Below are 20,125 nucleotides of genomic sequence, written 5' to 3' on the forward strand. Positions count from 1 at the left end.
AAAATATGATTCGCCGGAACCTATGAACAGCTTGCACAGCCGCGAATCAAATTGATGCCTCAATTTCCGACAAAGGGCCCGAGAGTCTCGCCGATGTCGTGGCGGATGACGAGGTCGGCGATGTCGTCCTGATCGGTCGGCTCGCGATTGATGATCACCAGACGTGCACCGGCGTTCTTCGCCATCATCGGAAAGCCCGCCGCCGGCCACACCACGAGCGAGGAGCCGATCGCGATGAAGAGGTCGCAGGCTTGCGACAGCGCGGTCGCGCGCTGCATTTCGTCGTCGGGCATCATCTGGCCGAACGAGATCGTCGCGGTCTTCACCGGCTCGTCGCACGCGGTGCAGTTGGGTGCGCCGCCGTCTTCGTCGAAGCGGCGCTTCACCCAGTCGAGCTGATAGGCCTGCCCGCATCCGATGCAGCGTGCATAAGTGGTATTGCCGTGAAGCTCGATGACGTGCTCGGCGGCAAAGCCCGAAGCCTGGTGCAGATTGTCGATGTTCTGGGTGATGACGGCGGGAACCTTGCCGGCGCGGTAGAGCGAGGCGAGTGCGCGATGACCGCGGCCGGGCCTGGCCGCGGCAAAGACAGATTCCATCGCAAAGCGGCGGCGCCAGGATTCGTCGCGAGCCTCCTGGCTCGCGACGAACTCGTCGAACGCGATCGGACGATTGCGCGTCCAGATTCCGCCCGGCGAGCGGAAGTCCGGGATGCCGCATTCGGTGGAGATGCCCGCGCCGGTGAACGGCACGATGGTCCTGGATTCGGCGATCATGTCGCCGAGTCGTTCGACGCCGCTGCGAAGGTCCGATGCAATCACTCGCGGCCTCCCGTGTTGACCTTGCGCTGGCCGCTCCATGCGCAAGCGACAAGATCGTTGACGCTGTTATCCACTGTCACGTGAGAATCGCGCAAGCGCGGTCGGCAATTTTTTCCGACCTTCGCTTATCACAATCCTGCAATGCCTCCTCCCCATTGACGCCCCAATCAGAAGCGCCAATGCATGTGTTAACGCGACTCAACGTGATTGCGGCGGCAGTGCGTGAGTTCGGCCGTGCACACATATTGGAGTGCACAGATACTGACGTGTAGAGGGGATTTGACATGACCGAAGACGAACAACGCAAAATCCGCGAACGCGAAGAGATCGCCGCCCGTGTCGCCGCCTTCCGTGCCACCCAGGAAAAATTCCAGCGCGAGCGCGAAGAGTATTTCGTGTCGACGCTCGACAATGCGCGCAAGGTGGAGCGGCCCTCGCTCTGGCCATAAAGGCACCTCCGATCGCCACGCATGAAAAAAGCCCGGAGCATCGCTCCGGGCTTTTCACTTGGTCAGCCGTTACCAATGGCGGTAGTAGTGGCGCCGGGGATAGTACGGCCCATCGCCGTAATAGGCATACGGGCCGGGGCTGTAATAGGCGGGCCCGCCATAATAGCCGTAGCCCGGACCATAATAGCCGTACGGATGGGACGCAGCGACCGCGCCGGCGGTGATCGCGCCGGCGGCGAGGCCGAATGCGAGGCCCGGGCCAATGCCGCGACCGCGCGCCTCTGCAGGCGCAGGCGCCGCGACCGCGGTCACGCCGACGGCCGCAACGGTGGCCAGAACTGCCAATGTCTTCTTCATGACTCTCCTCCTTCGCGTCTCGCGGGGACAACGTCGCCGGCCCGCGATGGTTGCGCGCAGGAGTGGAACCCGGGCGGCAGAAAAATATCGGCACGAGCGGAACGAAAGCCGGTTCGGCGGATTGCATCTGCGAGTGCGGAAGCCTCCGCTATCCGGTTGAGGCGACAGCACGATGCCCCGTCAGCATCTCCACGATGCTGGCGGGGTTTTTGGTTTCACGGAAAGAAGTTTCACGGAAAGAAAATGGCGGCAGACATCAATGGCTGCCACCGGGACGGATGCCGAGGAGGACCCATTGCCGCTATCCGCGCTGGGGCGCATCCGCAGGCTCGTTCCCAAATCCCGCGACCAGCACTACGACGAGATCGTCCGCAACTTCGGTGTCGGCGCGCTGCGCCCGCCGCCGACGCCGATGAGCGACGGCGAGCTGGCGCGGGCCATCGCCGAGTTCCTCAAGGAGCAGCCCTCGAGCGCGTCCGTTGCGACCCTCGGCCGGCGGCTGGACCCCTCCTCTCCGCTGTAAGCGGGTTTGTTTCTGGCGAGCACGGAACAAATGTTTCCCGCGCACGTTGAACCCTCTTCACGCAAGAAGGGACCCGACATGCCCGCGTGGCTTGAAGTTCTGCTCAACCTGTCCGGCTATGCCGGCTTCGTCGCGCTTGCGCGCCGCGGCACCGCGTGCCCGGACCATTCCGCCGACGACCGCATCTACGGTGACGAGCGCTAATTGGTGTGGGGCGCCTGGCCTGCCGTGCGCACCAGCCGGTCGGCCTTGACCGCGACGCGCGTGTCCTCGAGCTGCGGCCGCAGCGAGAAGCTGATCACCACGAAGGCGAGGCAGAACAGCGAGCCGACGACGGCGACGCGCCGGTAGGTGTGCCGGTCGCCCTGAAAGAAGGATGGTTCTGAAAAAGGTGTCATGCAAACTTGCTTCTGGGCAAAGTCGTTTCTTGTCCTTGGCAAGACACCTATCCCAAGCAACCGCAAGCGCAACGCGATTGGGGTTTTAACCTAACCGAATAGGGTTATCGGCTTTCCCGCAAATTTTCGTTAGGAGTTTGCGCAAGGCTTGAGACATCTGCCCTTGAGATCCCGGCGCGCCGCTTCAGACAACGTCCGCACCAAAACTCGTAAACGCTCCGGCGGAGCCGCGGGTACGGCTTTGTTCCAGCTTCGCCTGCATTTCGTTCTCGAAGAACGAATCGGAATCGAAAAAATCGGCACGGAGCAACTCTTAACAAGTGGTGCGGATCGTCGCGAAAGCGAACGTGCGATCGCAGCGAAGGCACCATCACTCCATGTCATCTCGCTTCGGTGGCGGCGGCACCTGCGGCACCGAGGGCCTGCCTTTGCGCAGCCGCTTGTGCCTGTCGGACCAGAACACTTTGACGATCTCGGCGAGAAACCAGCACGCATCCATGTCGCTCTCCTTCGCCTCATTCCGTAACGAGGACACGAGGGCGGGACCGTGCGAAGCATCACGCTCACGCGCGGCGAGAAGGACTGTCCCGCATCGACACAGAAGGCACGCCTTGTTCTGCATCCGACTCCATTTCGTTCGCAAAGAACGAATCGGAGTCGAGCAAATCAGCGCGGCGCGACTCCTAACGATCGATGAAGGCGCGCGCCGTCACGGCTTCATCGGCAAGATTTTCAACGGCAGACGAGATCGCGCTTACTGGGTCGCGTCGTGGCCCGCCGGCGCGCCTCAGGCCGCTCGCTTGGCGTTGGCCTTCTCGGAAAAACATTCGAGGATCTGGATGCGGAGCTCTTCAGCGGCCGGCCCCTCGACCTTCCGCAGCTGATTCCAGAGCCTAATCACTTCGCGCTGTTTCTCGATGGTCATGAGTCACCTCCAACGTGATTACCAACTAGAACAAAATGAGAACAAAAAGTCCAGCCCCTCGCGCGCGATTTCCCACGCACATCGCCTCAAGCCTTCCTCGCGCCGCGCGGCCCCCCTGAAAGCTGGGGATTTCCGCGCCCGGCCACTGGCAGCTCCGCCTGACGAACATGCGCCATCGCCACGGCGGGTTGCTTTTTGGATTTTCAACCTTAAGTTCGAGGCGCTGGCGGCCAGGCGCTGAAATCCCAACGCCGCCGGCCAAGAGAGCCCCGTGCGCAAGCGCGGGGTTTTTCTTTTGGGAACGCGCCGTCGTCCTCCCCGTTAGCCATTCCGGAGCGAGGGACCGTGACCAGGAAATTCTACGCCGTCGAAGTGGTTCGTCAGATCGAGGAGACCGTGGAGATCATGGTCGAGGCCCCCGACGAGACCACGGCGCACGATGCGGCGCTTGCGCACCTCAAGGCGCGCGGCTCCGAATATCAGTGGCTCAATCCCAAATGCGAATTCATCGTCTGGCGCGAGCGCCAGATCGATCCGCCGGCGATCATCGATGTGTCGGTGTCGACGGAGTAGCGGCCGGAACGAATGTCCCCGCCCCGCGTTGTCAGGCTGAATTCAGTGGTGCTGGCGGCTGTGCGACGTGGCCATCCAGCTTCGAGAAGCCCCGGCCCCAAGGCCGGGGCTTTTCTTTTCGGCGCCGTCGAACAACAAGGCAGCAAACAACAAAGCAGCCACACGGGCGTTACACCGGGTGGCTGCTTTGACGACTGTCAGCTTCGCGCAAGATTCCGTCGCCGTCATCTTAACCGCCGAACGCCGGACAACGTTCCGGTGTACGGCAAATTTTCGTGCGGCCTTTGTTGACCGTCAGACCGGCAAATTGTCGTTCAGCCCCGGCGGGACTTCGCCTTGCGCGGCCCTCTCGGCGAGGAGCAACTTTTCGGCCTCATACCAGAAGGTGTCCATTCTCCCCGCGGGCTCGCCGGCTTCCCGCCAGAGATGATAGGCGCGGTCCCGGATCTGTTCCTCGCTCAGACTGGCCATGTGACGTCTCCCTTTGGGAAGCAAAGCGTGACGATGCCCGAGAGTTCCTTGTCCGTGTCCGACACACCAGCCGGCGGTCGTTGCGGCGCTCCGCGACAGGAAGCCGCCGCGACGACGTCGCGGGTCGCTTAGACGGAGTCCTTGGCCACCTTCAGCGGCGAGGCCTTCACCGACTTGCTCGCCGGCTTCGCCGCGAACTGCATCGGCTCCTTGGTGAAGGGGTTGACGCCCATGCGGGCCTCGGTCGCCGGCTTGTTCACGACCGACATCTTGACGAAGCCGGGAATGACGAACTCGCCGGACTCGTTGAGCTCCTTGTAGCCAACCGTCGCCATGTACTCGATGACCGACTTCACGTCGTTCTTCGACAGCTGCGTGCCCTCGGCAATTGCATCAATCAATTGAGTTTTCGTCATCTTCGCCATGTCTGAATTCCTTTTGTGCGGGTGAGCAGATCCTGCTCAGGACGCGGCTGAACCACGCAAGTGTGATGCCGATTCACGCCGGAGGTCATGAAGTCACGGGGCTTAGAACCCATTGAGGCCCAAAACACAAGCATGGCTTCGGCTGGGGTTCCAGCCCGTCCCGCGAAAGTGTCGCAGCATGCGCCGCGTTGGCTTTGAACCATTCTGCCGCTGGCGCATCTAACTAATTGAAGTCCCCAAGCTTCACCCCCATCAGAGAGCCCCGCTTCCCCCAGGCGGGGCTTTCGCTTTTGGAGGCCTGGTGGAGCGCGCCGGCTGTTATATGGTCGGATGTTTCTCGTGAGGGGCTGATGAAGATTGCCATTGTTATCGCCGGCCTGATCGTCGTTGCGGTCGCCGCCCTGGTCGCCATCCAGCCGGAGTTCTTGAAGCCTGCGTCTCTGGCACAGGTCAAGAAGTCCGACATCTTCGGCTTTTCGCCCGGGATGACATTCGAGGAGACCAACAAGCTCGTCACGCAACGTCACTACCGCTGCCGACAGGGTCGCGGTTCGTACATCCTCGAATGCGAAATCAACGGCGCCAAAGTCACGGTCTATAGTGACGACGTCGACGCCAGCCACCCCATCCGGCGCGTCAATGCCGCGTTGAACAATCCGGGGCCGCAGGACGCGGCCGTCAAGTCGATCTCCGACCAGTTCAACGCCCAACCGACCAGGGACGCTCGCGAGGGATGGACGTGGATCGTCGGCCGTGGGCTCAAGCTGAGCTACGACGGCAGCGCCTTGAAGCTCGTGGACGAGGCCGGGGATAACAGGCTTCGCAACGACGAAGCCAAGCGCTAGGCGCGCTGCGCCGAAATGAGCGGACTGTCACCGCAACCCGGTTATCCCCAGCCAACGCGTCACCTCATCGTGAAACCTGCGGCCCGGCACGCCTTGTTGAGACTTCGGTAACCTAACCCATCCACTCTCCCCGCCAGTATCGTTGCGTTGGAGTAAACCCACAGTGCTGAATTTTGACGAGCTGCGTGAACTCGCGGCTGATGTTCGCGTGTTTGTTGACATCGCCGAGGACAAGGCTGAAGCGCTCAAGGCTGTCATCGCGGCCTACGACGTGGTGCTGGCGATCTTCCCCTCGCAGGAAGGCATGGGCCTCCACGTCATCAAGGGCAAAGAGATCCTGGACAGAATCGCAAACTCACGGACCCATGCGGTCTATAGCCACACGGCGATCGCGGTTCCCGATCTCGAGCATGCGCAGATGCTCAAATATCTGACGGCGCCTGTCGAACGGCGGATTGCTGCGTAGTTGCCCACGGCATCCTCACAATGACCGGCGCATAGGAACGGTCGGCTCTGCCGCACATTGATCCATCTCCAGATGAGGAGATTGCAATGAGCGTTGAAGGTAAAGCCAAGGAAGCCGCCGGCTACGTCAAGGAAGAGCTGTACGAGCGCGGCAAATCGCCCGAGAGCCAGAAGAAGGCTCAGGAGGGTCGCGACCTCAGGAACGAAGGCCGCGTCGAAGACGGCAAGCCGCCTAAGACGACGAAGCCCGGCACCGGTCACTAGACCGACTTTTCGAAACCCGCCCCTGGCCATGTCAGGGGCGGTTTTTCATGTGCGCTCGTGCCCCGGACGCAGCGCTCCCGGCGATGCGAAGCATGGTCCGACAGCGACGAACGCGCTGCGGCTACGTCCCATCTCGCATGTCCCTGGGCGCGAAGTGACATCCAAACGCCACCAGGACCAGAGCAAACGTCGAGCCGAGCAGAATTCGCAGGGTCGATCCCATCTCCTGGCTCACATATCGGACGTCGTGTCGGTGACTGTAACGCTGGGGATGTGCGGCATCAGGCTCTTGGGGAGAGCTCGTCAAAAGCACAAGCCACGCGACGGTCCCGCAAAGCGCAGCAATCCTCGCAATCTTCCCGAGCCGTTGCAGCCAGCGCGTCATGCCGCCCTCGTCATGGCGTGGATCTCCGCTACGCTCTTTCCCGGATCGGCCTTCATAAGCTCCAGGAGGCAGCCGCGCCTCTCAAGTCTTCGGCTTGGCCAGCAGCCTGAGAGCGCTGAGAACGCTGAGAATGGCGAAAGCACCGAGAGCGTAGATGAGTGCATTCACGAGCCAGGAAATGGCAATCCCTGCGAAGCTGGAGCCTCCGACCGCTCCCCAGAACAAATACGCTGCGCTGATGCCGGGCCACTCCAGCGAAAGAAAAGCGAAGTCGGTCAGCGGCTCGATGGCGAGGAGCACCGACGAGATGAGCGCCCCGATGACCAATGCGATGATGAGGTTCGCTTTCACGGAGAGCATCAAAACCCCAACAGCCCGGCGAAAACAGGAATGAGGAAATAGGCGGCGAGCCCGAGAAGGCCGCCCACGACGAGGCGTGCAGCGCGGCCGTGAATCTTCGTATCGAGCCACGCACAAACCGCCACCGCAACCTGCCTCAGCCAGTTACCAACGAGGCTTCTGACGAGATCAAACAGGAGTTCTGCAAGGACAGCGGACATGGCGTTTAGTCGCCCTAACTCTGGCGGGGTTCAACTGCCGAGGGTTTGACCATTGCGGGCGCCGGTTCGATAGGTTGCTGGCAAGGTCATTGCTCGACACTCATAAACAGCCATCATCGCCGAGCCAGCCGCAAGCGGGTTCACTTTTGAGAGAATTCCCTGCATAGTGCGGCATGGCCAAAGCAAAAGTGACCTTCAAAACCGTCCGCCTCTCAGACAGCGACTGGAAGATACTGGCGGACTACCCCGACCACGAACAGCGCGAAATCACCGGATTCGCCAGCAAGGCAGATGCCGACGACTGGATCAACGGCGATCGCAAGATCGCATGGCTCCGTTCCCAGGGTTACGCCAAGTGAGCTAGCCCAGTGAGCTAACAAAGTGACGTAGCTGTCGCGCGCACCTCGCAATCCTCCTTTTTGATATTGCAGCCGCGTCGTGTCATGTCCTCGCGCGTAATTACGGTGACAGTGCACTTAATTAGCTGACCTCATTCATCATCTGCCGTAGATGGCTTCGGCCCGCGCTTCGCCAGCTTGAGAACGCGTCCGGTCAGGCGCTCGATGCGAGCCAGAAAGCGGTCGTCGCCAAGCGGGCGGCCGATGCTTTCCGCGGAACGCAGCGCGCCGAATAGATTCAGCTCCGGCTCAGTTGCCAGCAAATCGGCAAAATCCGGGAAGCGATCGCGGATCGGCGCCAGCGCGGTCAGGCCGTCATCCCGCCAGCGCAGATGGGCACGCGTGCTCGCCCACCGCCAATCCTGCGCGCGCTGCACCAACCGCGCCCGCACGGGGTTGAGCGACACGTAACGCAGCGCCGCCGCAAGATGGCGCTCGTCCATGGCGACAGCGCCGAACCTACCTTGCCAGAAATGACCCGTGCGCTTGCGTCGCGCCTGGATGGTGCCGGCATAGCTTCGATGCACACGGGCCAGTGCGCGGCGCAGCCCGTCGGGATCGGACGGCACCAGGATGAGATGCACGTGGTTTGGCATCAGGCACCAGGCCCACACCTCAACTCCGGCGTCGCCGCAATTTGCGGCGAGCAGGTCACGATAGAGCGCGTAATCGTCATCGTCGAAGAACGTGCGCGACCGGCCATTGCCGCGCTGGGTGACATGGTCCGGATGACCGGGAATAACGACACGGGCAAGACGGGCCATGCCGCATCTTGATCGCGAAATCGGATGGCGTCAATTTAGTGCACTGTCACCGTAATTTCAGGAGGTCGCCGCGCGCCTCAACTCTTCGGCCTGGCCAGCAGCCTGAGAGCGCTGAGAACACTGAGAATGGCGAAAGCACAAAGACCGTAGGTGAGTGCATTCACGACCCAGGATATGGCAATCCCTGCGAAGCTGGAGCCTCCGACTGCTCCCCAGAACAAATACGCTGCGGTGATGCCGGGCCACTCCAGCGAAAGAAAAGCGAATTCGGTCAGCGGCTCGATGGCGAGGAGCACCGACGAGATGAGCGCCCCGATGGCCAATGCGATGATGAGGTTCGCCTTCACGGAGAGCATCAAAACCCCAGCAGCCCGGCGATAACCGGAACGAGGAAATAGGCGGCGAGCCCGAGCAGGCCGCCCACGACCAAGCGTGCCCCGCGGCCGTGAATCTTCGTATCGAGCCACGCACAAACCGCCACCGCAGCCTGTCTCAGCCAGTCGCCAACGAGGATTCTGACGAGATCAAACAGGAGTTCTGCAAAGAAAGCGGCCATGGCGTTTAGTCGCCCTACCTCTGGCGGGGTTCAACCGCCGCGAGTTGGCCATTGAGGGCGCCGGTTCGATAGGTTGCTGGCGAGGTCACTGCTCGACACTCGTAAACAGCCATCATCGCCGAGGAACGGGCCGATCGGGGCCGGATCGGTTTTCCGTCACTGTGAGTGATGCCGATGCGGATTGACGAAAAGCCGGCCGCAAAGCGGGTTCTCTTTTGAGAGAATTCCCTGCATAGTGCGGCATGGCCAAAGCAAAAGTGACCTTCAAAACCGTCCGCCTCTCAGACAGCGACTGGAAGATACTGGCGGACTACCCCGACCACGAACAGCGCGAAATCACCGGATTCGCCAGCAAGGCAGATGCCGACGACTGGATCAACGGCGATCGCAAGATCGCATGGCTCCGTTCCCAAGGTTACGCCAAGTGAACTAGCCAAGTGAGCTAGCCAAGTGACGTAGCTGTCGCGCGCACATCGCAATCCTCCTTTTTGATGTTGCAGCCGCGCCGTGTCATGTCATCGCGCGTAATTACGGTGACAGTGCACTTAATTAGCTGACCTCATTCATCATCTACCGTAGATGGCTTCGGCCCGCGCTTCGCCGGCTTGAGAACGCGTCCGGTCTGGCGCTCGATGCGAGCCAGAAAGCGGTCGTCGCCAAGCGGGCGGCCGATGCTTTCCGCGGAACGCAGCGCGCCGAATAGATTCAGCTCCGGCTCAGTTGTGAGCAAATCAGCAAAATCCGGGAAGCGATGGGGGATCGGCACCAGCGCGGTCAGGCCGTCATCCCGCCAGCGCAGATGGGCACGCGTGCTCGCCCACCGCCAATCCTGAGCACGCTGCACCAACCGCGCCCGCGCGGGGTTGAACGACACGTAACGCAGCGCCGCCGCAAGATGGCGCTCGTCCATGGCGACAGCGCCGAACCTACCTTGCCAGAAATGACTCGTGCGCTTGCGTCGCGCCTGGATGGTGCCGGCATAGCTTCGATGCACACGGGCCAGTGCGCGGCGCAGCCCGTCGGGATCGGACGGCACCAGGATGAGATGCACGTGGTTTGGCATCAGGCACCAGGCCCACACCTCAACTCCGGCGTCGCCGCAATTTGCGGCGAGCAGGTCACGATAGAGCGCATAGTCGCCATCGTCGAAGAACGTGCGCGACCGGCCATTGCCGCGCTGGGTGACATGGTGCGGATGACCGGGAATAACGACACGGGCAAGGCGGGCCATGCCGCTTCTTGATCGCGAAATCGGATGGCGTCAATTTAGTGCACTGTCACCGTAATTCTGCGGATGCACGGACTGGAATGAGAGCAACGATGTCGGACTAAACAGCTACTGGGATTCGGAAGACGCTAGAACCAGAACCCAGGCATTCGCCTGTCCAGGCCAAAATAGGTAGGTGCGTCCAGTTGTTGCCTTGATCGTCTTATTTTCCTTTCCGTCGTGGTACGAGACTAGAACCGTCTCGCCGCATTTTGCACACGAAAAGTCTGTCGACTGCTTAGGCTCAATCGATAGGGTTTGCCATGCAGACTGCCCGTTCCAGTAAGAAAAAACTAACGTGTATGGACCGGGATTTCGTATGCGAATTTCACCCGACTTAGGCGGCGAGTTCAAGAGAATAGACGGGGGAGCTATCTGAGCTATTCCCCCTTCCCGAGGACCGATAGGCGTCCTTGGTGTCGCAGAATCCCCCGCGGCGGCTGGCGCCCCTAGACCTATTGCGACCAAAACGCAAACCGGAATCATCGCGCGGACCATCATGCTGCGCTCCTTACTTCTTCTGTATTCGAAAGCTTTCCTGGTGACTGAGAAGCTGTGCTTTGTTGAGCGTCACTCGAAACAGGGGCAGCCGAAGTAGTTTGTGCAAAACGACCTAGCATGTACCCGATGATAGTTCCGAATAGTCCGAAAGCCGGTGCAATCTGTTCGTTGCTGTAGCCAACTGTCACCAAGATGAGAGTTCCAGTGATTACGGTAAGTATGATTACTGGGCGGGCAATGTCATCAGGCCGAGCATTCGCTACTTTCCGTAACGAAAAAATAAGGGCGCCTATAATCGCGAGACCAAGAATGCCGATCAAGCAGGTCAGCCAAAACTCGTAAGGTGTCTTTGACGAAAAAAATCCCGCGAGAGTGGCTCCTGCGCTCGAAGGATTCTGAAGCACTGGCGGAGGAGGTATGGTCTCCTCGCAGGCGCTTGGCGAAATCCAGCAACTCCACATTGCTATGGCTAAAGTGAGCTGCGCTGAATGCTTTCTACAGTCCACGCACATAGGATGCACCCTCCTGCGCTGAATCTTGGAACGGCTTCCCACTCAACGACAGCGTATATCCTTTATCCAATGCCGCGCATCGCTGCCCCGGAGATCCATGATCATCCGGTGAAGCGTTTTCGTAAGCGCCTAGGTCAATGAATGCCCTCAGTACATCGCGCATAGCGCCGGGATCGGATCCCATCTTCTTGGCCAAATAGTATCCGGCGAGGACGTCAGCATGAAGCTCGCGCAAACGCTCCGTGGGGCCGCTCAAACGAGCATAATATTGATCGGCCGAGAAGAACTGAAATATGTGCCCGCACTCGTGTGCTAACACACAGGCTACGGTGATGCCTCCTTGCCTCGGTTTGAGAAGCTCATTAACCAGCCTGATTCCGATTAAGACAGTCCCCTTTGTTCCATTGACGATGGTCTCAGGCGTGGCTCCTGCGTTCTTGGCGTTGACAAACTTGAATCCAGGGTCAACCGGAATCACCGAAATGATGCGCTTCAATTCTGCTATCAGCGCTCTGTCAAAGGCCGGATCGCCCGATTTGGATGTCATGTTACTATAATCGGGCGGCGAACTTCCAGAAACGCAGGCCACACGGCTGCCGTCGATCGCATAGGAAGCTGTTCGGCTTGACACGAGGGTCGAAATCGAACCGATGATCAAAGCGCGTCGCGAGCATGCAATACACATGGCGACATCTCTCAATGTTAAAGCTCAATCCTTTTTAAACGCGGCAACCGGAGCCGGGGTCATCGCAGCTGGACAATCTCCAAGTCCCTTGTAACAGTCTAAAACGCTGACCGCGGACTTGCTCGTCTGAATTACAAGAGGAGGTGGATTCGCAACGGCAGGCGGAGTGCTGATGCCAACCGTTTCATTTGACGAAGCATCATTCTTTCGGTCGGTGTTGGACCTGAAACTAGACAGCATCGCGGGAGGAATTGCCTGGTACTCGATGGGCCGATCCTTGCTCATCCAAATTGAAAATCCGCGTATCTCCGGTGGCTTGTTAGGCGGCGTTACAACATCGGCGCGGACATAGACAGCTGCTTTTCCCTCGAATGCAGCAATCACGAACCAATCGTTTTCAACGAAACGCTGATAGGCAACTTTCCTGTCATTGATCTTGAGGAATCTGTCGAAGAGATCTTTAAACGACACTTCGGTCCCAAACCGCAGTGTCTCAACAAGCAATCCGTTTTTCTTGCTGTACCAGTGGTTACCCCATTTCGTCTCTGTTGGTCCCTCCACATAGCCCAAGGGAATACCGACTGAAACCCCTGCGTCATTGTCTGTAAACTGCTTAAACCCCGCTTGAGTACGACGAACTCGACCCTCGCGCAGAAGTTGACCTTCTTCCAGCGGCGTCAATTGACCCGTTACAGGATGCCCAATGCGAGCTTGGAATTTCTTGATAGCCGCAAGCGTGCCTTCACCGACATTTCCATCAACAAGACCTTCGTAGTAGGTCATCCAAATCAGAGCTTCTTGTTGCTTTCGGATTTGGGGCGCTGTTTGAGATTGCGCAAATGCCGGTCCGGCGCAAAGCGACGCAACCGTTGCGGCTATCCGTATGACGTGGGTCGCATTCTGGATGCTGGATACAGCCCGTCCGCACGTACTCATATCTTCCCTCCGGAAGAAGCGCGTCCGAAGTTTGCACCGGCAAAGGGTAGTGCTCGCTATACAGCGGGAATATGAACTAGTTCACATTACGAAAAAATGCACAAAGTTATGGGCCGGCGCGTCAAAAGATCGGGGCGCGGCAACCTTCAGGATGATCCGTTTCGAGCGGCAAACAGCATTCGATGCTTGGGATTACGGTGACAGTGCACTAAATTGATTCCCGATCGCCACCCCTACTGACTCTGGGGCTTCGGCCGACAGCTTGGTGCTAGCGCCAATTGAGTGCACTGTCACCGTAACTCCAGCCACTTCAATTCGTCGTGGTCTTGCCGCCGCGCATGGACACGAGCTTGTCCTCACCAAATCCGAGAATGAGCCAAGCGGTCTCATCGAAACCGTCTGCGAGCTTTCCCTCGTGAGAATACACGATCTGAGCAGCTTCCGACTTCGACGGCGGTCCCAACGCCGTGATTACCTCCTGACGCGACATACCTAAATGCAGCTTGCTGTCGAGGACGACGGGCGAGAACTTTTCCGGGATGATGGCGCAATCGGCCGAGGCCCCGGCGTCTTTCTCGGTGAGCTCTTCAACGATCTCCGTGACGAGATGGTCCGGGCCGCCCATCTCTCCGCTGGACACCACCCATAATCGATGCTGCGCGCGCCGATAACACAGCCAATAGATGCTATCTCCAGCGTCGCCTTGGTGTCGGATGGTCCCTTCGCCCACGGCTTCGCGAACCGCGCCGAGCCGCGTCTCTTCGAAGCGGCCGGCGAATGCGCCTAGCGAAAAGCGGGTCGCCAATCTCTTCACGACTGTCGGCGGCACGCGCTCGAACGCATGTTCGTCGACTGGGGGCGGCGGTGTCTGCGCGGAGCAGTCGTCCGCGGGGATCGCGAAAAGGAGAAGGAGCAAGAAGAGCGTCTTTCGACCATCAACTCGGAATTGCCTATATATTTCTCGCCTCAGCAGGTCGCGCCTAGGCGTCGAGAGTGCGGGCATCAGTTTCTGGGTGTCGGACACGTCAGTCACCCCAGCTTCCCTTCATTGATCTTGTGCGCAACCTCGCCAACAGAGCTGCCAACGATGACGGCGGTCACGATTGGCCAAAAACCCGCCACCATGACGATAGCGCCCCAACGCATATCTTCGCCGGGCCGTCTGTAGCCATCGTTGATGCCGCCGAGGATCAACCAGATCAGGCAGCCAATTGCATATCGCTTGAACCATTTCACGGCGAAATACCTTCCTGATATGGGCATTAGTGACCGTGACATTGAGGATGGTTCATCGGCAGGACCGGGCTTGCTCATTGACGAGAAGCGTTGAATTCCGCTGACAGCGCATTGAACTCATCTGCGTGTCCCGGCTGACGCTACGGCTTGTCCGTCCATGCTGAGTTGGCTGACCGCACCCACCGTCTCTCCCTCACGCAGATGTGCCTGCGCCCCCTGCCCCTCCTCCCACTTTCCTGCTATCTCCTGTCCCCGCCGTTCCGGCCCAAACCAAAACACCTCCGTATCAGGGAGCAACAACCATGCGATACCTTCACACCATGCTGCGCGTGCGCAATCTCGATGTCGCGCTGAAGTTTTACCAGGATGCGCTGGGCTTGAAGGAGGTGCGGCGGATCGAGAATGACAAGGGGCGCTTCACGCTCGTCTTCCTGTGCTCGGCGGACGATCTCGAGGCGCTGAAGAAGCAGCCGCAAACGCGCGGCGCGCCGCTGGTCGAGCTCACTTACAATTGGGACGAGGAGAAGTATGGCGAGGATCGCTTCTTCGGCCATCTCGCCTATGAGGTCGACGACATCTACGCAACCTGCGCGCAGCTGATGAAGGCCGGCGTCACCATCAACCGTCCGCCGCGCGACGGCAACATGGCCTTCGTCCGTTCGCCGGATCTGCACTCGATCGAGCTGCTGCAGAAGGGCGAGCCGAAGGCGCCGGCCGAGCCCTGGTCGTCGATGCCGAATACCGGCCACTGGTAGGGCCGCGACGCAGGAACCAGCCCTCGCTACCCGTGTTGTCCCTCCGACATAACGATTGGAGGAGGACGCAATGGGACGAGGACTGTTGCTGTGGATGCTTGGCGTGCCGATCCCGGTGATCATTCTGTTGTGGCTGTTCTTCGGCCACTGATCATCGGGCTCGATCTGCCGGGTTCGATTTGCCAAGTTTAGCTTGCAATGAAAGCTCCGCCGACGGCGGAGCTTTTTGCATGAGAGGCGCGCCGCAATCGCCGTCGCTCCCGCCAGGGAATTCCGCTATCACGCGCGCCAAAGCGAAATGCGGGAGGACTTCATGCCGGACACCAAGCGGACGATCTGGGGCCGCGCCAACTCGGTCAACGTGCAGAAGGTGCTGTGGTGCCTCGCCGAGCTCGACCTGCCCTATGAGCGCATCGACGCCGGCATGAGCTTTGGCAAGACCCGCGAGCCCGACTATCTCGCGATGAACCCCAACGCGCGGATCCCGACGCTGGTCGAGGGCGACTTCGTGCTGTGGGAATCGAACTCCATCATGCGCTATCTCTGCCTCGCGCATGGCCGCGGCACGCCGATCTATCCCGAGGCAGCGAAGCTGCGCACCAGCGTCGACCGTTGGCTCGACTGGACGCTGTCGATGGTGCAGCCGGTGGACCGCCCGGTGTTCTGGGGCATCGTGCGCACGGCCCCCGCCGAGCGCGACATGATCCAGGTGCAGCGGGATGCCGATGCCGCCGCCGAGGTCTGGGCCATCGCCGACCGCCTGCTGTCATCGCGCCGCTTCATGGATGGCGACCAGTTCACGCTGGCCGACATCGCGATCGGCGCCTATGCGCGGCGCTGGCTCGGCGTCGAGGGCATCACCCGTCCGGCGCAACCGCATTTGACCCGCTGGCTCGCCGAGCTCGGCAAGCGGCCCGGATTTGCCCAGTTCGTCGCACCGCCGATGTCGTGAGCCGGCGGCGCGGCGTAAGCTGTGCTGAGCGCGCGATGAATCGTCGCCATGGCGCACGTCTCGGGCGTCGCGCCAAGACTTGACGGCTACTGTGCATGGGGTTGTTTTCGCGGTTTTTGTTCTGGGCGGTGCCTAGCGCCAGCCGCGCTCGACCAGCAGCACGCAGATGATCAGCACCAGCGTCACGGCGGCGGTGGCGAGCTTGGCCGTCCAGCTCAGGCCGCGCCCGACCCACAACAGCAGTGCGCAATACATCACGAAGGGGACGATGATGTCGGGCCGCATGAGATCCGGCGGCATCGGCTTCAGCGCCTGACCGTGGTCTCGACGCTGACCGAGCCGCCGATCTTCACGCAGGTGCCGGTACCCTCGACCATGACGAAGCGCGGGCCATAGGAGGCGCAGGAACCGGCCTTCGCCGTGCCACCCGTCCCCTTCAGCGGCAGAGCCTTGCCGGCCTGCGGCCCCTCGGCAGGCGGAAGGCGCAGGGCCTCGGCCGCGGCCGCGGAGGTGGCCAGCAACGGGATGAGGATGAGGAACGGCGCGCGCATGCATCCGTTCTAGCCCGGACCGGCGCCACGCGCCATCCGGGTCGCCTCGCGCGGGATCAGATGAACTTGACGCCGGCCGATTTGCCGCGGCGCCAGATCACCTGGCAGCTCCGCCCGGTGCGGGCATCACGCGCGAACGCCATCCGGATCACGCCCGGGAGCTGGCTCGCGTCCTCGTCCAGCGTGATCTTTGCGCCGGTATCGGAGATGTCCTGGACCAGGCAATGCCGCGCCGCGAATCCGCCGTCGAGCGTGATCCAGGCGTGCCGCGACAGCGATTTGCGGGCTGCGCGCTTCTTGGGCTGGGGCATGGACAAATTTCTCCGGTTCCAGCGCTAGCTCAGGCCCCCCTAAGAAACCGTTGAAATCGCCCCCGAATGTAGCGGGGGTGGAGGCTATCCACTGGTGCAAAAAGACCGTTCCCGAACGGCTTGCCCACGGCGCCAAAGGCCACTATACGTTCGCCCGCTGCAGCCGCCGGGCTCGACTCGGGTGGCCGGCGGCCATGCCGTGAAAAGCGGCGGGGCCTTGTGTTTGCTCCCTTCGTCTATCGGTTAGGACGCCACCCTTTCACGGTGGAGAGAGCGGTTCGATTCCGCTAGGGAGCGCCAACAAAATCAATCACTTGCCGCCCTCCTCCGCCGCCGTGTCCAACACCTGTCCAATATACGGGTATGGACTCGTACACAGCGCCGGGTCGCGGAGCTGCGCGAGATGGAGCGCCTTTGCTCGGATTGGGCGGACGATGACGATCTCGTTCTCGCGCGCGACGGACTGAACGCGCTGGCGGCCGACTACCGCGCCGCTGCGGACGCGATGGTTCCTTCTGGTGCTGTTTGGGACCTTTAGGGCGCGGTGAGCGTTGAGGCGTTAGCACCGGGGCAGGATCGCGAACCCCGGAGTTCGGATCATGAGCACGATCCCTGCGGACCTCGAAAGAAAGTTCGAACAACGGTGGGCCGCCAGATTGGCGCGGCACATTCCGCCGGCTCCATTTGCGCGCCCTGCCTGTCCGAGGTGCAAGGCCCAGATGATGCTCGTCAGCATCGAGCCAAAAAGCCTAAGCGTGGACTTGCACATGTTTCGCTGCGCTGTCTGCAATCACGCACGTACGACATTCGCAACGCATGAAGATCCCATGCATTCCAATGGCCGCTGGCTTCAAGGCGATTTGCGCCCACCGAAGTAACCCGCGCTGCAAGTCGTGACCGAAGGCGAGACGCCGCGGCTGCCGGAAGGTTTCAGGGTCGAGCTCGACAAGGACGGTTGGCGGCACTGACTCGCGCGAAGCGGCGATGGCCTCAATGAATCTGCCGCGCTGACTGATCTTCACTAATCCGCCGGCCGCGTAGGGCATGACCATGTCCGATGACTGGACCAAACGAGCGACGAACATCCTTCGAGAACTTCATGCTGCCGAGACGGAGCTAATCGGCAGGGGTGTTATCCTGACCGACGGTAAGGCGGGGACGGTTGATCACGTCTTCCTTGACGAGGTGCACGGGCTCCGGATCTCGATCGGTGGCCACGACGGCAAGTGGCCGATTTCGACTCTGAAGCTTCTAGACTCCGGTTTCGCCAAATAGCTTGTCCGCCCGGTCACCGTCCGCGGTGATCACTCGGTGACCGGGCGCCCAGCGCGGACTTCGAAGGCCTGCTCGCCGGTGCCTGGCCGAGTAAGCTAGTCACAGTTTACCTGGAGTGGCAGCCATGATGCAGAACGTTGTAGCCGGATGCGTCGCAGTGGCTTTGATTATCCTGGCCTTGATTGGCTTCGCCCAAACGCACCATGAATGTTGGCACGGGCACGTGCTCCTAACCCATGAGCCCTGCGGATCCGTCAGCCCTTCAATATAGGAACAACCATTTTCCGCTGATCTAGGCGCGGGACCAAAGCCCCGCCGCTCGTGAAGTTCTGCCAGCACAGGTAAGCTTGCGGACGACTCAGCGCGAAAGCCCCCCTACCGCCCGGTAACCGCCTTCTGGCGCGCAGCGTTCAGGTCTGCCTTTGTCTGTGCAGTTGCGGCACTCGCGGGCTCTCGATTTGGGGGCGGCTCATTGAGGTCTCGGGCCCACGGCGCGCCAGATCGAACAACTGACTTCGGAGCGGCATGTTCTGAGCTGGAGCAGGCAGAGACGAGAGAGACGACAACAAGGGACATCCCCGTCCGGCCCAACGTTTGAGTGATCCTGTTCATCAGGCAATCAACTTCTGGCGCGGCCTTACTGTTGGCGCCTGCGATCCGCTCTAGCATCGAAATAGATGACCACCGCGAATGTGGCGCCTAGAGCCAAAACGCTGACACAGCCGGTAATCAACGCCACCGCCATCATAGCTGGATCAGTATTTCTACGGCGTCAGGGCTGGGCAATTCACGAATGATTAGCGCATGCAACAAGGCTGGGGCCCGCCAGCGTGAACCGGCGGGGCCTTTGCTTTTCCACACCCACGATGCGCAGTAGCCCGCGTTCGTTCCGCGGCCCAAGGGATTGATAATTTGACTCTCGCGGCGCCAGGCTTCGATGGCGCAATGACCAAGGTGGAGAACCGAGCGGCCGCCAGGGCCTACCACTAGGAGCGGATGCGTAAGCTCGACGAGGAAGCCAAAGCAGCACGCATTTTTAGACGGGGATAAACGACCATGGACATCATCCCATCTCTTTCACAGTGGAGAGAGGGGTTCGATTCCGCCAGGGAGCGCCATCATCCGGGCCATCGGATGATGCGGCGAAATCCGCCGCCCCGCATGAACCTCCCCGCCCCCGACCGACGACCAATGTCCCGTTGGAACCGGTACAGGCCATGGTGCTGCATAAATCCCCCTCGGACCGCCAGACCGGCGCCGCCTCGCCGGCACTGCCGTCCTGGATGCACCGTACCACGCCGTACGCGCCGGAGCGGCGCGCCAGAATGCTGGAGCACATGGCACGCGCCCGATCGCTTCCGCAGCCCCAGGCCGCGACGGTGCCGGCGCCGTCGCGCACGAGCGGCGTGGACATTCTCGGCGACGCCTTCGGCTACATGGTTTTGTTCGGTGTCATCGCCCTGCTCTTCCAGTCGCGTGTTCCTCTCTATCTTGGTGCCTTCCTCTTCCTCACCGACGGCGAGCGCATCGAACACGCGCTCGGAACGGTCGGCATCCGGCTCGAGCCGGATACGGTCGGACCCGACATCATCAAGGGCTTCGCATCCCTGTTCGGATGGTTCGCGCTGCTCGCGTCCTTGCAAGGCTCCGTGCCGGCCTGGCTTGCGGCATGGATGCCGCCGGACACATCCTGGTCCGCCATTGCCGGCATCGCCGTCGTGTTCGCGACCGTCGAAGCGTCTGCGGGGCTGGCGATGCGGCACGCGTTGCCGTGGTTCGGATTCCAGATCAGGCCGGACAGCCTGACCGCGACGACGATCAAGCTCCTCATGGCCCTTGGCCTGCTCGCCTTGCTGGTGCTGCTCGGATCTCTCTGAGCGGCGCGCAATGACGATGTCGTGAGACGGCCGGGGCGTTTACCGGAAATTTACCCCTGCTATTTGATCGGCGTATCGTTTGCTTAGA

At 60.9% G+C, this 20,125-nt stretch carries 33 protein-coding genes and 1 tRNA gene; 14 read left to right on the forward strand and 20 right to left on the reverse strand.

Going from position 1 to position 20,125, the window contains the following annotated elements; all coding sequences use genetic code 11:
- Positions 1–59: 59 nt before the first annotated feature.
- Positions 60–821 carry an SIR2 family NAD-dependent protein deacylase gene (locus AB7531_RS23915; protein ID WP_063983452.1) on the reverse strand — a complete coding sequence of 254 codons (762 nt, stop codon included), beginning with the start codon at positions 819–821 and terminating at the stop codon, positions 60–62.
- Between the two features lie 284 nt (positions 822–1,105).
- Between AB7531_RS23915 and AB7531_RS23920 the strand changes: the two genes are divergently transcribed.
- On the forward strand, positions 1,106–1,270 hold the full coding sequence (locus AB7531_RS23920) for a hypothetical protein (RefSeq protein ID WP_014495457.1): 165 nt from the start codon (positions 1,106–1,108) through the stop codon (positions 1,268–1,270).
- A 69-nt stretch (positions 1,271–1,339) separates the two neighbouring features.
- On the opposite strand, the gene AB7531_RS23925 is transcribed toward AB7531_RS23920, so the two are convergent.
- Entirely contained in the window at positions 1,340–1,627 is a 288-nt protein-coding gene (locus tag AB7531_RS23925) for a hypothetical protein (protein ID WP_063983453.1), read from the reverse strand.
- 172 nt (positions 1,628–1,799) lie between these two features.
- On the opposite strand from AB7531_RS23925, the gene AB7531_RS23930 reads away from it, so the two are divergent.
- Complete coding sequence (locus tag AB7531_RS23930) at positions 1,800–2,150, forward strand: hypothetical protein (RefSeq protein WP_231141881.1); 351 nt, start codon at positions 1,800–1,802, stop codon at positions 2,148–2,150.
- Between the two features lie 78 nt (positions 2,151–2,228).
- A complete protein-coding gene (locus AB7531_RS23935; protein WP_135213555.1) occupies positions 2,229–2,354 on the forward strand; it encodes a hypothetical protein in 126 nt (41 codons plus the stop codon).
- Here AB7531_RS23935 and AB7531_RS23940 read toward each other — a convergent pair.
- The 3 genes from AB7531_RS23940 to AB7531_RS23950 all read right to left on the reverse strand — a co-directional run bounded on the left by AB7531_RS23940 (position 2,351) and on the right by AB7531_RS23950 (position 3,473).
- Entirely contained in the window at positions 2,351–2,548 is a 198-nt protein-coding gene (locus tag AB7531_RS23940) for a hypothetical protein (RefSeq protein WP_039148983.1), read from the reverse strand. The two genes, AB7531_RS23935 and AB7531_RS23940, sit on opposite strands and share 4 nt — an antisense overlap.
- Before the next feature lie 370 nt (positions 2,549–2,918).
- Positions 2,919–3,047: a hypothetical protein gene (locus AB7531_RS23945; protein WP_256376411.1), complete on the reverse strand. Its 129-nt coding sequence runs from the start codon at positions 3,045–3,047 to the stop codon at positions 2,919–2,921.
- A gap of 288 nt (positions 3,048–3,335) precedes the next feature.
- Positions 3,336–3,473 (reverse strand): hypothetical protein, encoded by a 138-nt coding sequence (locus tag AB7531_RS23950; protein WP_014495463.1) that lies wholly within the window; start codon positions 3,471–3,473, stop codon positions 3,336–3,338.
- Positions 3,474–3,818: 345 nt separating this feature from the next.
- Between AB7531_RS23950 and AB7531_RS23955 the strand changes: the two genes are divergently transcribed.
- A complete protein-coding gene (locus AB7531_RS23955; RefSeq protein WP_063983455.1) occupies positions 3,819–4,046 on the forward strand; it encodes a hypothetical protein in 228 nt (75 codons plus the stop codon).
- A 294-nt stretch (positions 4,047–4,340) separates the two neighbouring features.
- Here the strand turns inward: AB7531_RS23955 and AB7531_RS23960 are convergent, their stop codons facing one another.
- Complete coding sequence (locus tag AB7531_RS23960) at positions 4,341–4,517, reverse strand: DUF2934 domain-containing protein (RefSeq protein WP_084795141.1); 177 nt, start codon at positions 4,515–4,517, stop codon at positions 4,341–4,343.
- Positions 4,518–4,645: 128 nt separating this feature from the next.
- The gene (locus AB7531_RS23965) at positions 4,646–4,942 is read right to left on the reverse strand and encodes an HU family DNA-binding protein (protein ID WP_007591377.1); all 297 of its coding nucleotides are present in this window, start codon (positions 4,940–4,942) and stop codon (positions 4,646–4,648) included.
- A gap of 350 nt (positions 4,943–5,292) precedes the next feature.
- On the opposite strand from AB7531_RS23965, the gene AB7531_RS23970 reads away from it, so the two are divergent.
- The 3 genes from AB7531_RS23970 (at position 5,293) to AB7531_RS23980 (ending at position 6,516) form a co-directional block, all read left to right on the forward strand.
- A complete protein-coding gene (locus tag AB7531_RS23970) occupies positions 5,293–5,787 on the forward strand; it encodes a hypothetical protein (protein WP_063983456.1) in 495 nt (164 codons plus the stop codon).
- Positions 5,788–5,950: 163 nt separating this feature from the next.
- Complete coding sequence (locus AB7531_RS23975; protein ID WP_028161315.1) at positions 5,951–6,253, forward strand: hypothetical protein; 303 nt, start codon at positions 5,951–5,953, stop codon at positions 6,251–6,253.
- Positions 6,254–6,339: 86 nt separating this feature from the next.
- Complete coding sequence (locus AB7531_RS23980; RefSeq protein WP_187387710.1) at positions 6,340–6,516, forward strand: hypothetical protein; 177 nt, start codon at positions 6,340–6,342, stop codon at positions 6,514–6,516.
- Positions 6,517–6,982: 466 nt separating this feature from the next.
- On the opposite strand, the gene AB7531_RS23985 is transcribed toward AB7531_RS23980, so the two are convergent.
- Together AB7531_RS23985 and AB7531_RS23990 are read right to left on the reverse strand one after the other, a co-directional pair.
- A complete protein-coding gene (locus AB7531_RS23985; protein WP_063983458.1) occupies positions 6,983–7,261 on the reverse strand; it encodes a hypothetical protein in 279 nt (92 codons plus the stop codon).
- Positions 7,261–7,461: a hypothetical protein gene (locus AB7531_RS23990; protein WP_084795142.1), complete on the reverse strand. Its 201-nt coding sequence runs from the start codon at positions 7,459–7,461 to the stop codon at positions 7,261–7,263. The genes AB7531_RS23985 and AB7531_RS23990 overlap by 1 nt, the downstream gene beginning before the upstream one ends.
- Before the next feature lie 173 nt (positions 7,462–7,634).
- Between AB7531_RS23990 and AB7531_RS23995 the strand changes: the two genes are divergently transcribed.
- Positions 7,635–7,820, forward strand: a complete 186-nt coding sequence (locus AB7531_RS23995) for a hypothetical protein (protein WP_028151001.1) — start codon at positions 7,635–7,637, stop codon at positions 7,818–7,820.
- 131 nt (positions 7,821–7,951) lie between these two features.
- Here the strand turns inward: AB7531_RS23995 and AB7531_RS24000 are convergent, their stop codons facing one another.
- The 3 genes from AB7531_RS24000 to AB7531_RS24010 form a co-directional block, all read right to left on the reverse strand.
- Positions 7,952–8,623, reverse strand: coding sequence for a transposase (locus AB7531_RS24000; protein WP_441280142.1), 672 nt, complete (start codon positions 8,621–8,623; stop codon positions 7,952–7,954).
- A 77-nt stretch (positions 8,624–8,700) separates the two neighbouring features.
- The gene (locus AB7531_RS24005; protein ID WP_063983460.1) at positions 8,701–8,979 is read right to left on the reverse strand and encodes a hypothetical protein; all 279 of its coding nucleotides are present in this window, start codon (positions 8,977–8,979) and stop codon (positions 8,701–8,703) included.
- A complete protein-coding gene (locus tag AB7531_RS24010) occupies positions 8,979–9,179 on the reverse strand; it encodes a hypothetical protein (protein WP_063983461.1) in 201 nt (66 codons plus the stop codon). The genes AB7531_RS24005 and AB7531_RS24010 overlap by 1 nt, the downstream gene beginning before the upstream one ends.
- A 242-nt stretch (positions 9,180–9,421) precedes the next feature.
- On the opposite strand from AB7531_RS24010, the gene AB7531_RS24015 reads away from it, so the two are divergent.
- Positions 9,422–9,607 (forward strand): hypothetical protein, encoded by a 186-nt coding sequence (locus tag AB7531_RS24015; protein WP_028151001.1) that lies wholly within the window; start codon positions 9,422–9,424, stop codon positions 9,605–9,607.
- A 131-nt stretch (positions 9,608–9,738) separates the two neighbouring features.
- Here AB7531_RS24015 and AB7531_RS24020 read toward each other — a convergent pair whose 3' ends face one another.
- The 5 genes from AB7531_RS24020 to AB7531_RS24040 all read right to left on the reverse strand — a co-directional run bounded on the left by AB7531_RS24020 (position 9,739) and on the right by AB7531_RS24040 (position 14,316).
- Positions 9,739–10,410, reverse strand: coding sequence for a transposase (locus AB7531_RS24020; RefSeq protein ID WP_231141878.1), 672 nt, complete (start codon positions 10,408–10,410; stop codon positions 9,739–9,741).
- A gap of 1,032 nt (positions 10,411–11,442) precedes the next feature.
- Complete coding sequence (locus AB7531_RS24025) at positions 11,443–12,006, reverse strand: hypothetical protein (protein WP_063983464.1); 564 nt, start codon at positions 12,004–12,006, stop codon at positions 11,443–11,445.
- A 162-nt stretch (positions 12,007–12,168) separates the two neighbouring features.
- Positions 12,169–13,080: a peptidoglycan-binding domain-containing protein gene (locus AB7531_RS24030; RefSeq protein WP_084795143.1), complete on the reverse strand. Its 912-nt coding sequence runs from the start codon at positions 13,078–13,080 to the stop codon at positions 12,169–12,171.
- Positions 13,081–13,390: 310 nt separating this feature from the next.
- Positions 13,391–14,113: a hypothetical protein gene (locus tag AB7531_RS24035; RefSeq protein WP_441280143.1), complete on the reverse strand. Its 723-nt coding sequence runs from the start codon at positions 14,111–14,113 to the stop codon at positions 13,391–13,393.
- Positions 14,110–14,316 carry a hypothetical protein gene (locus AB7531_RS24040; protein ID WP_028151003.1) on the reverse strand — a complete coding sequence of 69 codons (207 nt, stop codon included), beginning with the start codon at positions 14,314–14,316 and terminating at the stop codon, positions 14,110–14,112. The genes AB7531_RS24035 and AB7531_RS24040 overlap by 4 nt, the downstream gene beginning before the upstream one ends.
- 302 nt (positions 14,317–14,618) lie before the next feature.
- Here AB7531_RS24040 and AB7531_RS24045 point away from each other — a divergent pair, with 302 nt between their 5' ends.
- Positions 14,619–15,071, forward strand: a complete 453-nt coding sequence (locus tag AB7531_RS24045; RefSeq protein ID WP_014495478.1) for a VOC family protein — start codon at positions 14,619–14,621, stop codon at positions 15,069–15,071.
- Positions 15,072–15,384: 313 nt separating this feature from the next.
- A complete protein-coding gene (locus tag AB7531_RS24050; RefSeq protein ID WP_063986389.1) occupies positions 15,385–16,023 on the forward strand; it encodes a glutathione S-transferase family protein in 639 nt (212 codons plus the stop codon).
- A 132-nt stretch (positions 16,024–16,155) separates the two neighbouring features.
- Here the strand turns inward: AB7531_RS24050 and AB7531_RS24055 are convergent, their stop codons facing one another.
- Genes AB7531_RS24055 through AB7531_RS24065 form a run of 3 tightly spaced genes read right to left on the reverse strand, consistent with a single transcriptional unit; the run spans position 16,156 to position 16,885 of the window.
- Entirely contained in the window at positions 16,156–16,323 is a 168-nt protein-coding gene (locus tag AB7531_RS24055) for a hypothetical protein (protein ID WP_014495480.1), read from the reverse strand.
- A 5-nt stretch (positions 16,324–16,328) separates the two neighbouring features.
- Positions 16,329–16,574, reverse strand: coding sequence for a hypothetical protein (locus AB7531_RS24060; protein WP_063983467.1), 246 nt, complete (start codon positions 16,572–16,574; stop codon positions 16,329–16,331).
- Positions 16,575–16,630: 56 nt separating this feature from the next.
- Positions 16,631–16,885, reverse strand: a complete 255-nt coding sequence (locus AB7531_RS24065) for a PilZ domain-containing protein (protein WP_063983468.1) — start codon at positions 16,883–16,885, stop codon at positions 16,631–16,633.
- A 225-nt stretch (positions 16,886–17,110) separates the two neighbouring features.
- Between AB7531_RS24065 and AB7531_RS24070 the strand changes: the two genes are divergently transcribed.
- The 3 genes from AB7531_RS24070 to AB7531_RS24080 all read left to right on the forward strand — a co-directional run bounded on the left by AB7531_RS24070 (position 17,111) and on the right by AB7531_RS24080 (position 20,037).
- A tRNA-Glu gene (locus AB7531_RS24070) sits at positions 17,111–17,185 on the forward strand.
- A 744-nt stretch (positions 17,186–17,929) separates the two neighbouring features.
- On the forward strand, positions 17,930–18,160 hold the full coding sequence (locus tag AB7531_RS24075; protein ID WP_084795144.1) for a photosystem reaction center subunit H: 231 nt from the start codon (positions 17,930–17,932) through the stop codon (positions 18,158–18,160).
- 1,217 nt (positions 18,161–19,377) lie between these two features.
- Entirely contained in the window at positions 19,378–20,037 is a 660-nt protein-coding gene (locus AB7531_RS24080) for a hypothetical protein (RefSeq protein ID WP_063983471.1), read from the forward strand.
- The last annotated feature ends 88 nt before the right edge of the window (positions 20,038–20,125 follow it).

This window comes from Bradyrhizobium sp. 63_E2_N1_3, from assembly GCF_052076005.1.
GTDB lineage: Bacteria > Pseudomonadota > Alphaproteobacteria > Rhizobiales > Xanthobacteraceae > Bradyrhizobium > Bradyrhizobium barranii.

What these genes read in the sequence shown, in the direction of transcription:
- AB7531_RS23920 (WP_014495457.1), top strand. Translation starts at nt 1,106, where the DNA reads ATGACCGAAGACGAACAACGCAAAATCCGCGAACGCGAAGAGATCGCC.
- AB7531_RS23925 (WP_063983453.1), bottom strand. Translation starts at nt 1,627, where the DNA reads ATGAAGAAGACATTGGCAGTTCTGGCCACCGTTGCGGCCGTCGGCGTG.
- AB7531_RS23930 (WP_231141881.1), top strand. Translation starts at nt 1,800, where the DNA reads ATGCCCCGTCAGCATCTCCACGATGCTGGCGGGGTTTTTGGTTTCACG.
- AB7531_RS23935 (WP_135213555.1), top strand. Translation starts at nt 2,229, where the DNA reads ATGCCCGCGTGGCTTGAAGTTCTGCTCAACCTGTCCGGCTATGCCGGC.
- AB7531_RS23940 (WP_039148983.1), bottom strand. Translation starts at nt 2,548, where the DNA reads ATGACACCTTTTTCAGAACCATCCTTCTTTCAGGGCGACCGGCACACC.
- AB7531_RS23945 (WP_256376411.1), bottom strand. Translation starts at nt 3,047, where the DNA reads ATGGATGCGTGCTGGTTTCTCGCCGAGATCGTCAAAGTGTTCTGGTCC.
- AB7531_RS23950 (WP_014495463.1), bottom strand. Translation starts at nt 3,473, where the DNA reads ATGACCATCGAGAAACAGCGCGAAGTGATTAGGCTCTGGAATCAGCTG.
- AB7531_RS23960 (WP_084795141.1), bottom strand. Translation starts at nt 4,517, where the DNA reads ATGGCCAGTCTGAGCGAGGAACAGATCCGGGACCGCGCCTATCATCTC.
- AB7531_RS23965 (WP_007591377.1), bottom strand. Translation starts at nt 4,942, where the DNA reads ATGGCGAAGATGACGAAAACTCAATTGATTGATGCAATTGCCGAGGGC.
- AB7531_RS23970 (WP_063983456.1), top strand. Translation starts at nt 5,293, where the DNA reads ATGAAGATTGCCATTGTTATCGCCGGCCTGATCGTCGTTGCGGTCGCC.
- AB7531_RS23980 (WP_187387710.1), top strand. Translation starts at nt 6,340, where the DNA reads ATGAGCGTTGAAGGTAAAGCCAAGGAAGCCGCCGGCTACGTCAAGGAA.
- AB7531_RS23985 (WP_063983458.1), bottom strand. Translation starts at nt 7,261, where the DNA reads ATGCTCTCCGTGAAAGCGAACCTCATCATCGCATTGGTCATCGGGGCG.
- AB7531_RS23990 (WP_084795142.1), bottom strand. Translation starts at nt 7,461, where the DNA reads ATGTCCGCTGTCCTTGCAGAACTCCTGTTTGATCTCGTCAGAAGCCTC.
- AB7531_RS23995 (WP_028151001.1), top strand. Translation starts at nt 7,635, where the DNA reads ATGGCCAAAGCAAAAGTGACCTTCAAAACCGTCCGCCTCTCAGACAGC.
- AB7531_RS24000 (WP_441280142.1), bottom strand. Translation starts at nt 8,623, where the DNA reads ATGGCCCGTCTTGCCCGTGTCGTTATTCCCGGTCATCCGGACCATGTC.
- AB7531_RS24005 (WP_063983460.1), bottom strand. Translation starts at nt 8,979, where the DNA reads ATGCTCTCCGTGAAGGCGAACCTCATCATCGCATTGGCCATCGGGGCG.
- AB7531_RS24010 (WP_063983461.1), bottom strand. Translation starts at nt 9,179, where the DNA reads ATGGCCGCTTTCTTTGCAGAACTCCTGTTTGATCTCGTCAGAATCCTC.
- AB7531_RS24015 (WP_028151001.1), top strand. Translation starts at nt 9,422, where the DNA reads ATGGCCAAAGCAAAAGTGACCTTCAAAACCGTCCGCCTCTCAGACAGC.
- AB7531_RS24020 (WP_231141878.1), bottom strand. Translation starts at nt 10,410, where the DNA reads ATGGCCCGCCTTGCCCGTGTCGTTATTCCCGGTCATCCGCACCATGTC.
- AB7531_RS24025 (WP_063983464.1), bottom strand. Translation starts at nt 12,006, where the DNA reads ATGACATCCAAATCGGGCGATCCGGCCTTTGACAGAGCGCTGATAGCA.
- AB7531_RS24030 (WP_084795143.1), bottom strand. Translation starts at nt 13,080, where the DNA reads ATGAGTACGTGCGGACGGGCTGTATCCAGCATCCAGAATGCGACCCAC.
- AB7531_RS24045 (WP_014495478.1), top strand. Translation starts at nt 14,619, where the DNA reads ATGCGATACCTTCACACCATGCTGCGCGTGCGCAATCTCGATGTCGCG.
- AB7531_RS24050 (WP_063986389.1), top strand. Translation starts at nt 15,385, where the DNA reads ATGCCGGACACCAAGCGGACGATCTGGGGCCGCGCCAACTCGGTCAAC.
- AB7531_RS24055 (WP_014495480.1), bottom strand. Translation starts at nt 16,323, where the DNA reads ATGCCGCCGGATCTCATGCGGCCCGACATCATCGTCCCCTTCGTGATG.
- AB7531_RS24060 (WP_063983467.1), bottom strand. Translation starts at nt 16,574, where the DNA reads ATGCGCGCGCCGTTCCTCATCCTCATCCCGTTGCTGGCCACCTCCGCG.
- AB7531_RS24065 (WP_063983468.1), bottom strand. Translation starts at nt 16,885, where the DNA reads ATGCCCCAGCCCAAGAAGCGCGCAGCCCGCAAATCGCTGTCGCGGCAC.
- AB7531_RS24075 (WP_084795144.1), top strand. Translation starts at nt 17,930, where the DNA reads ATGACCATGTCCGATGACTGGACCAAACGAGCGACGAACATCCTTCGA.
- AB7531_RS24080 (WP_063983471.1), top strand. Translation starts at nt 19,378, where the DNA reads ATGGTGCTGCATAAATCCCCCTCGGACCGCCAGACCGGCGCCGCCTCG.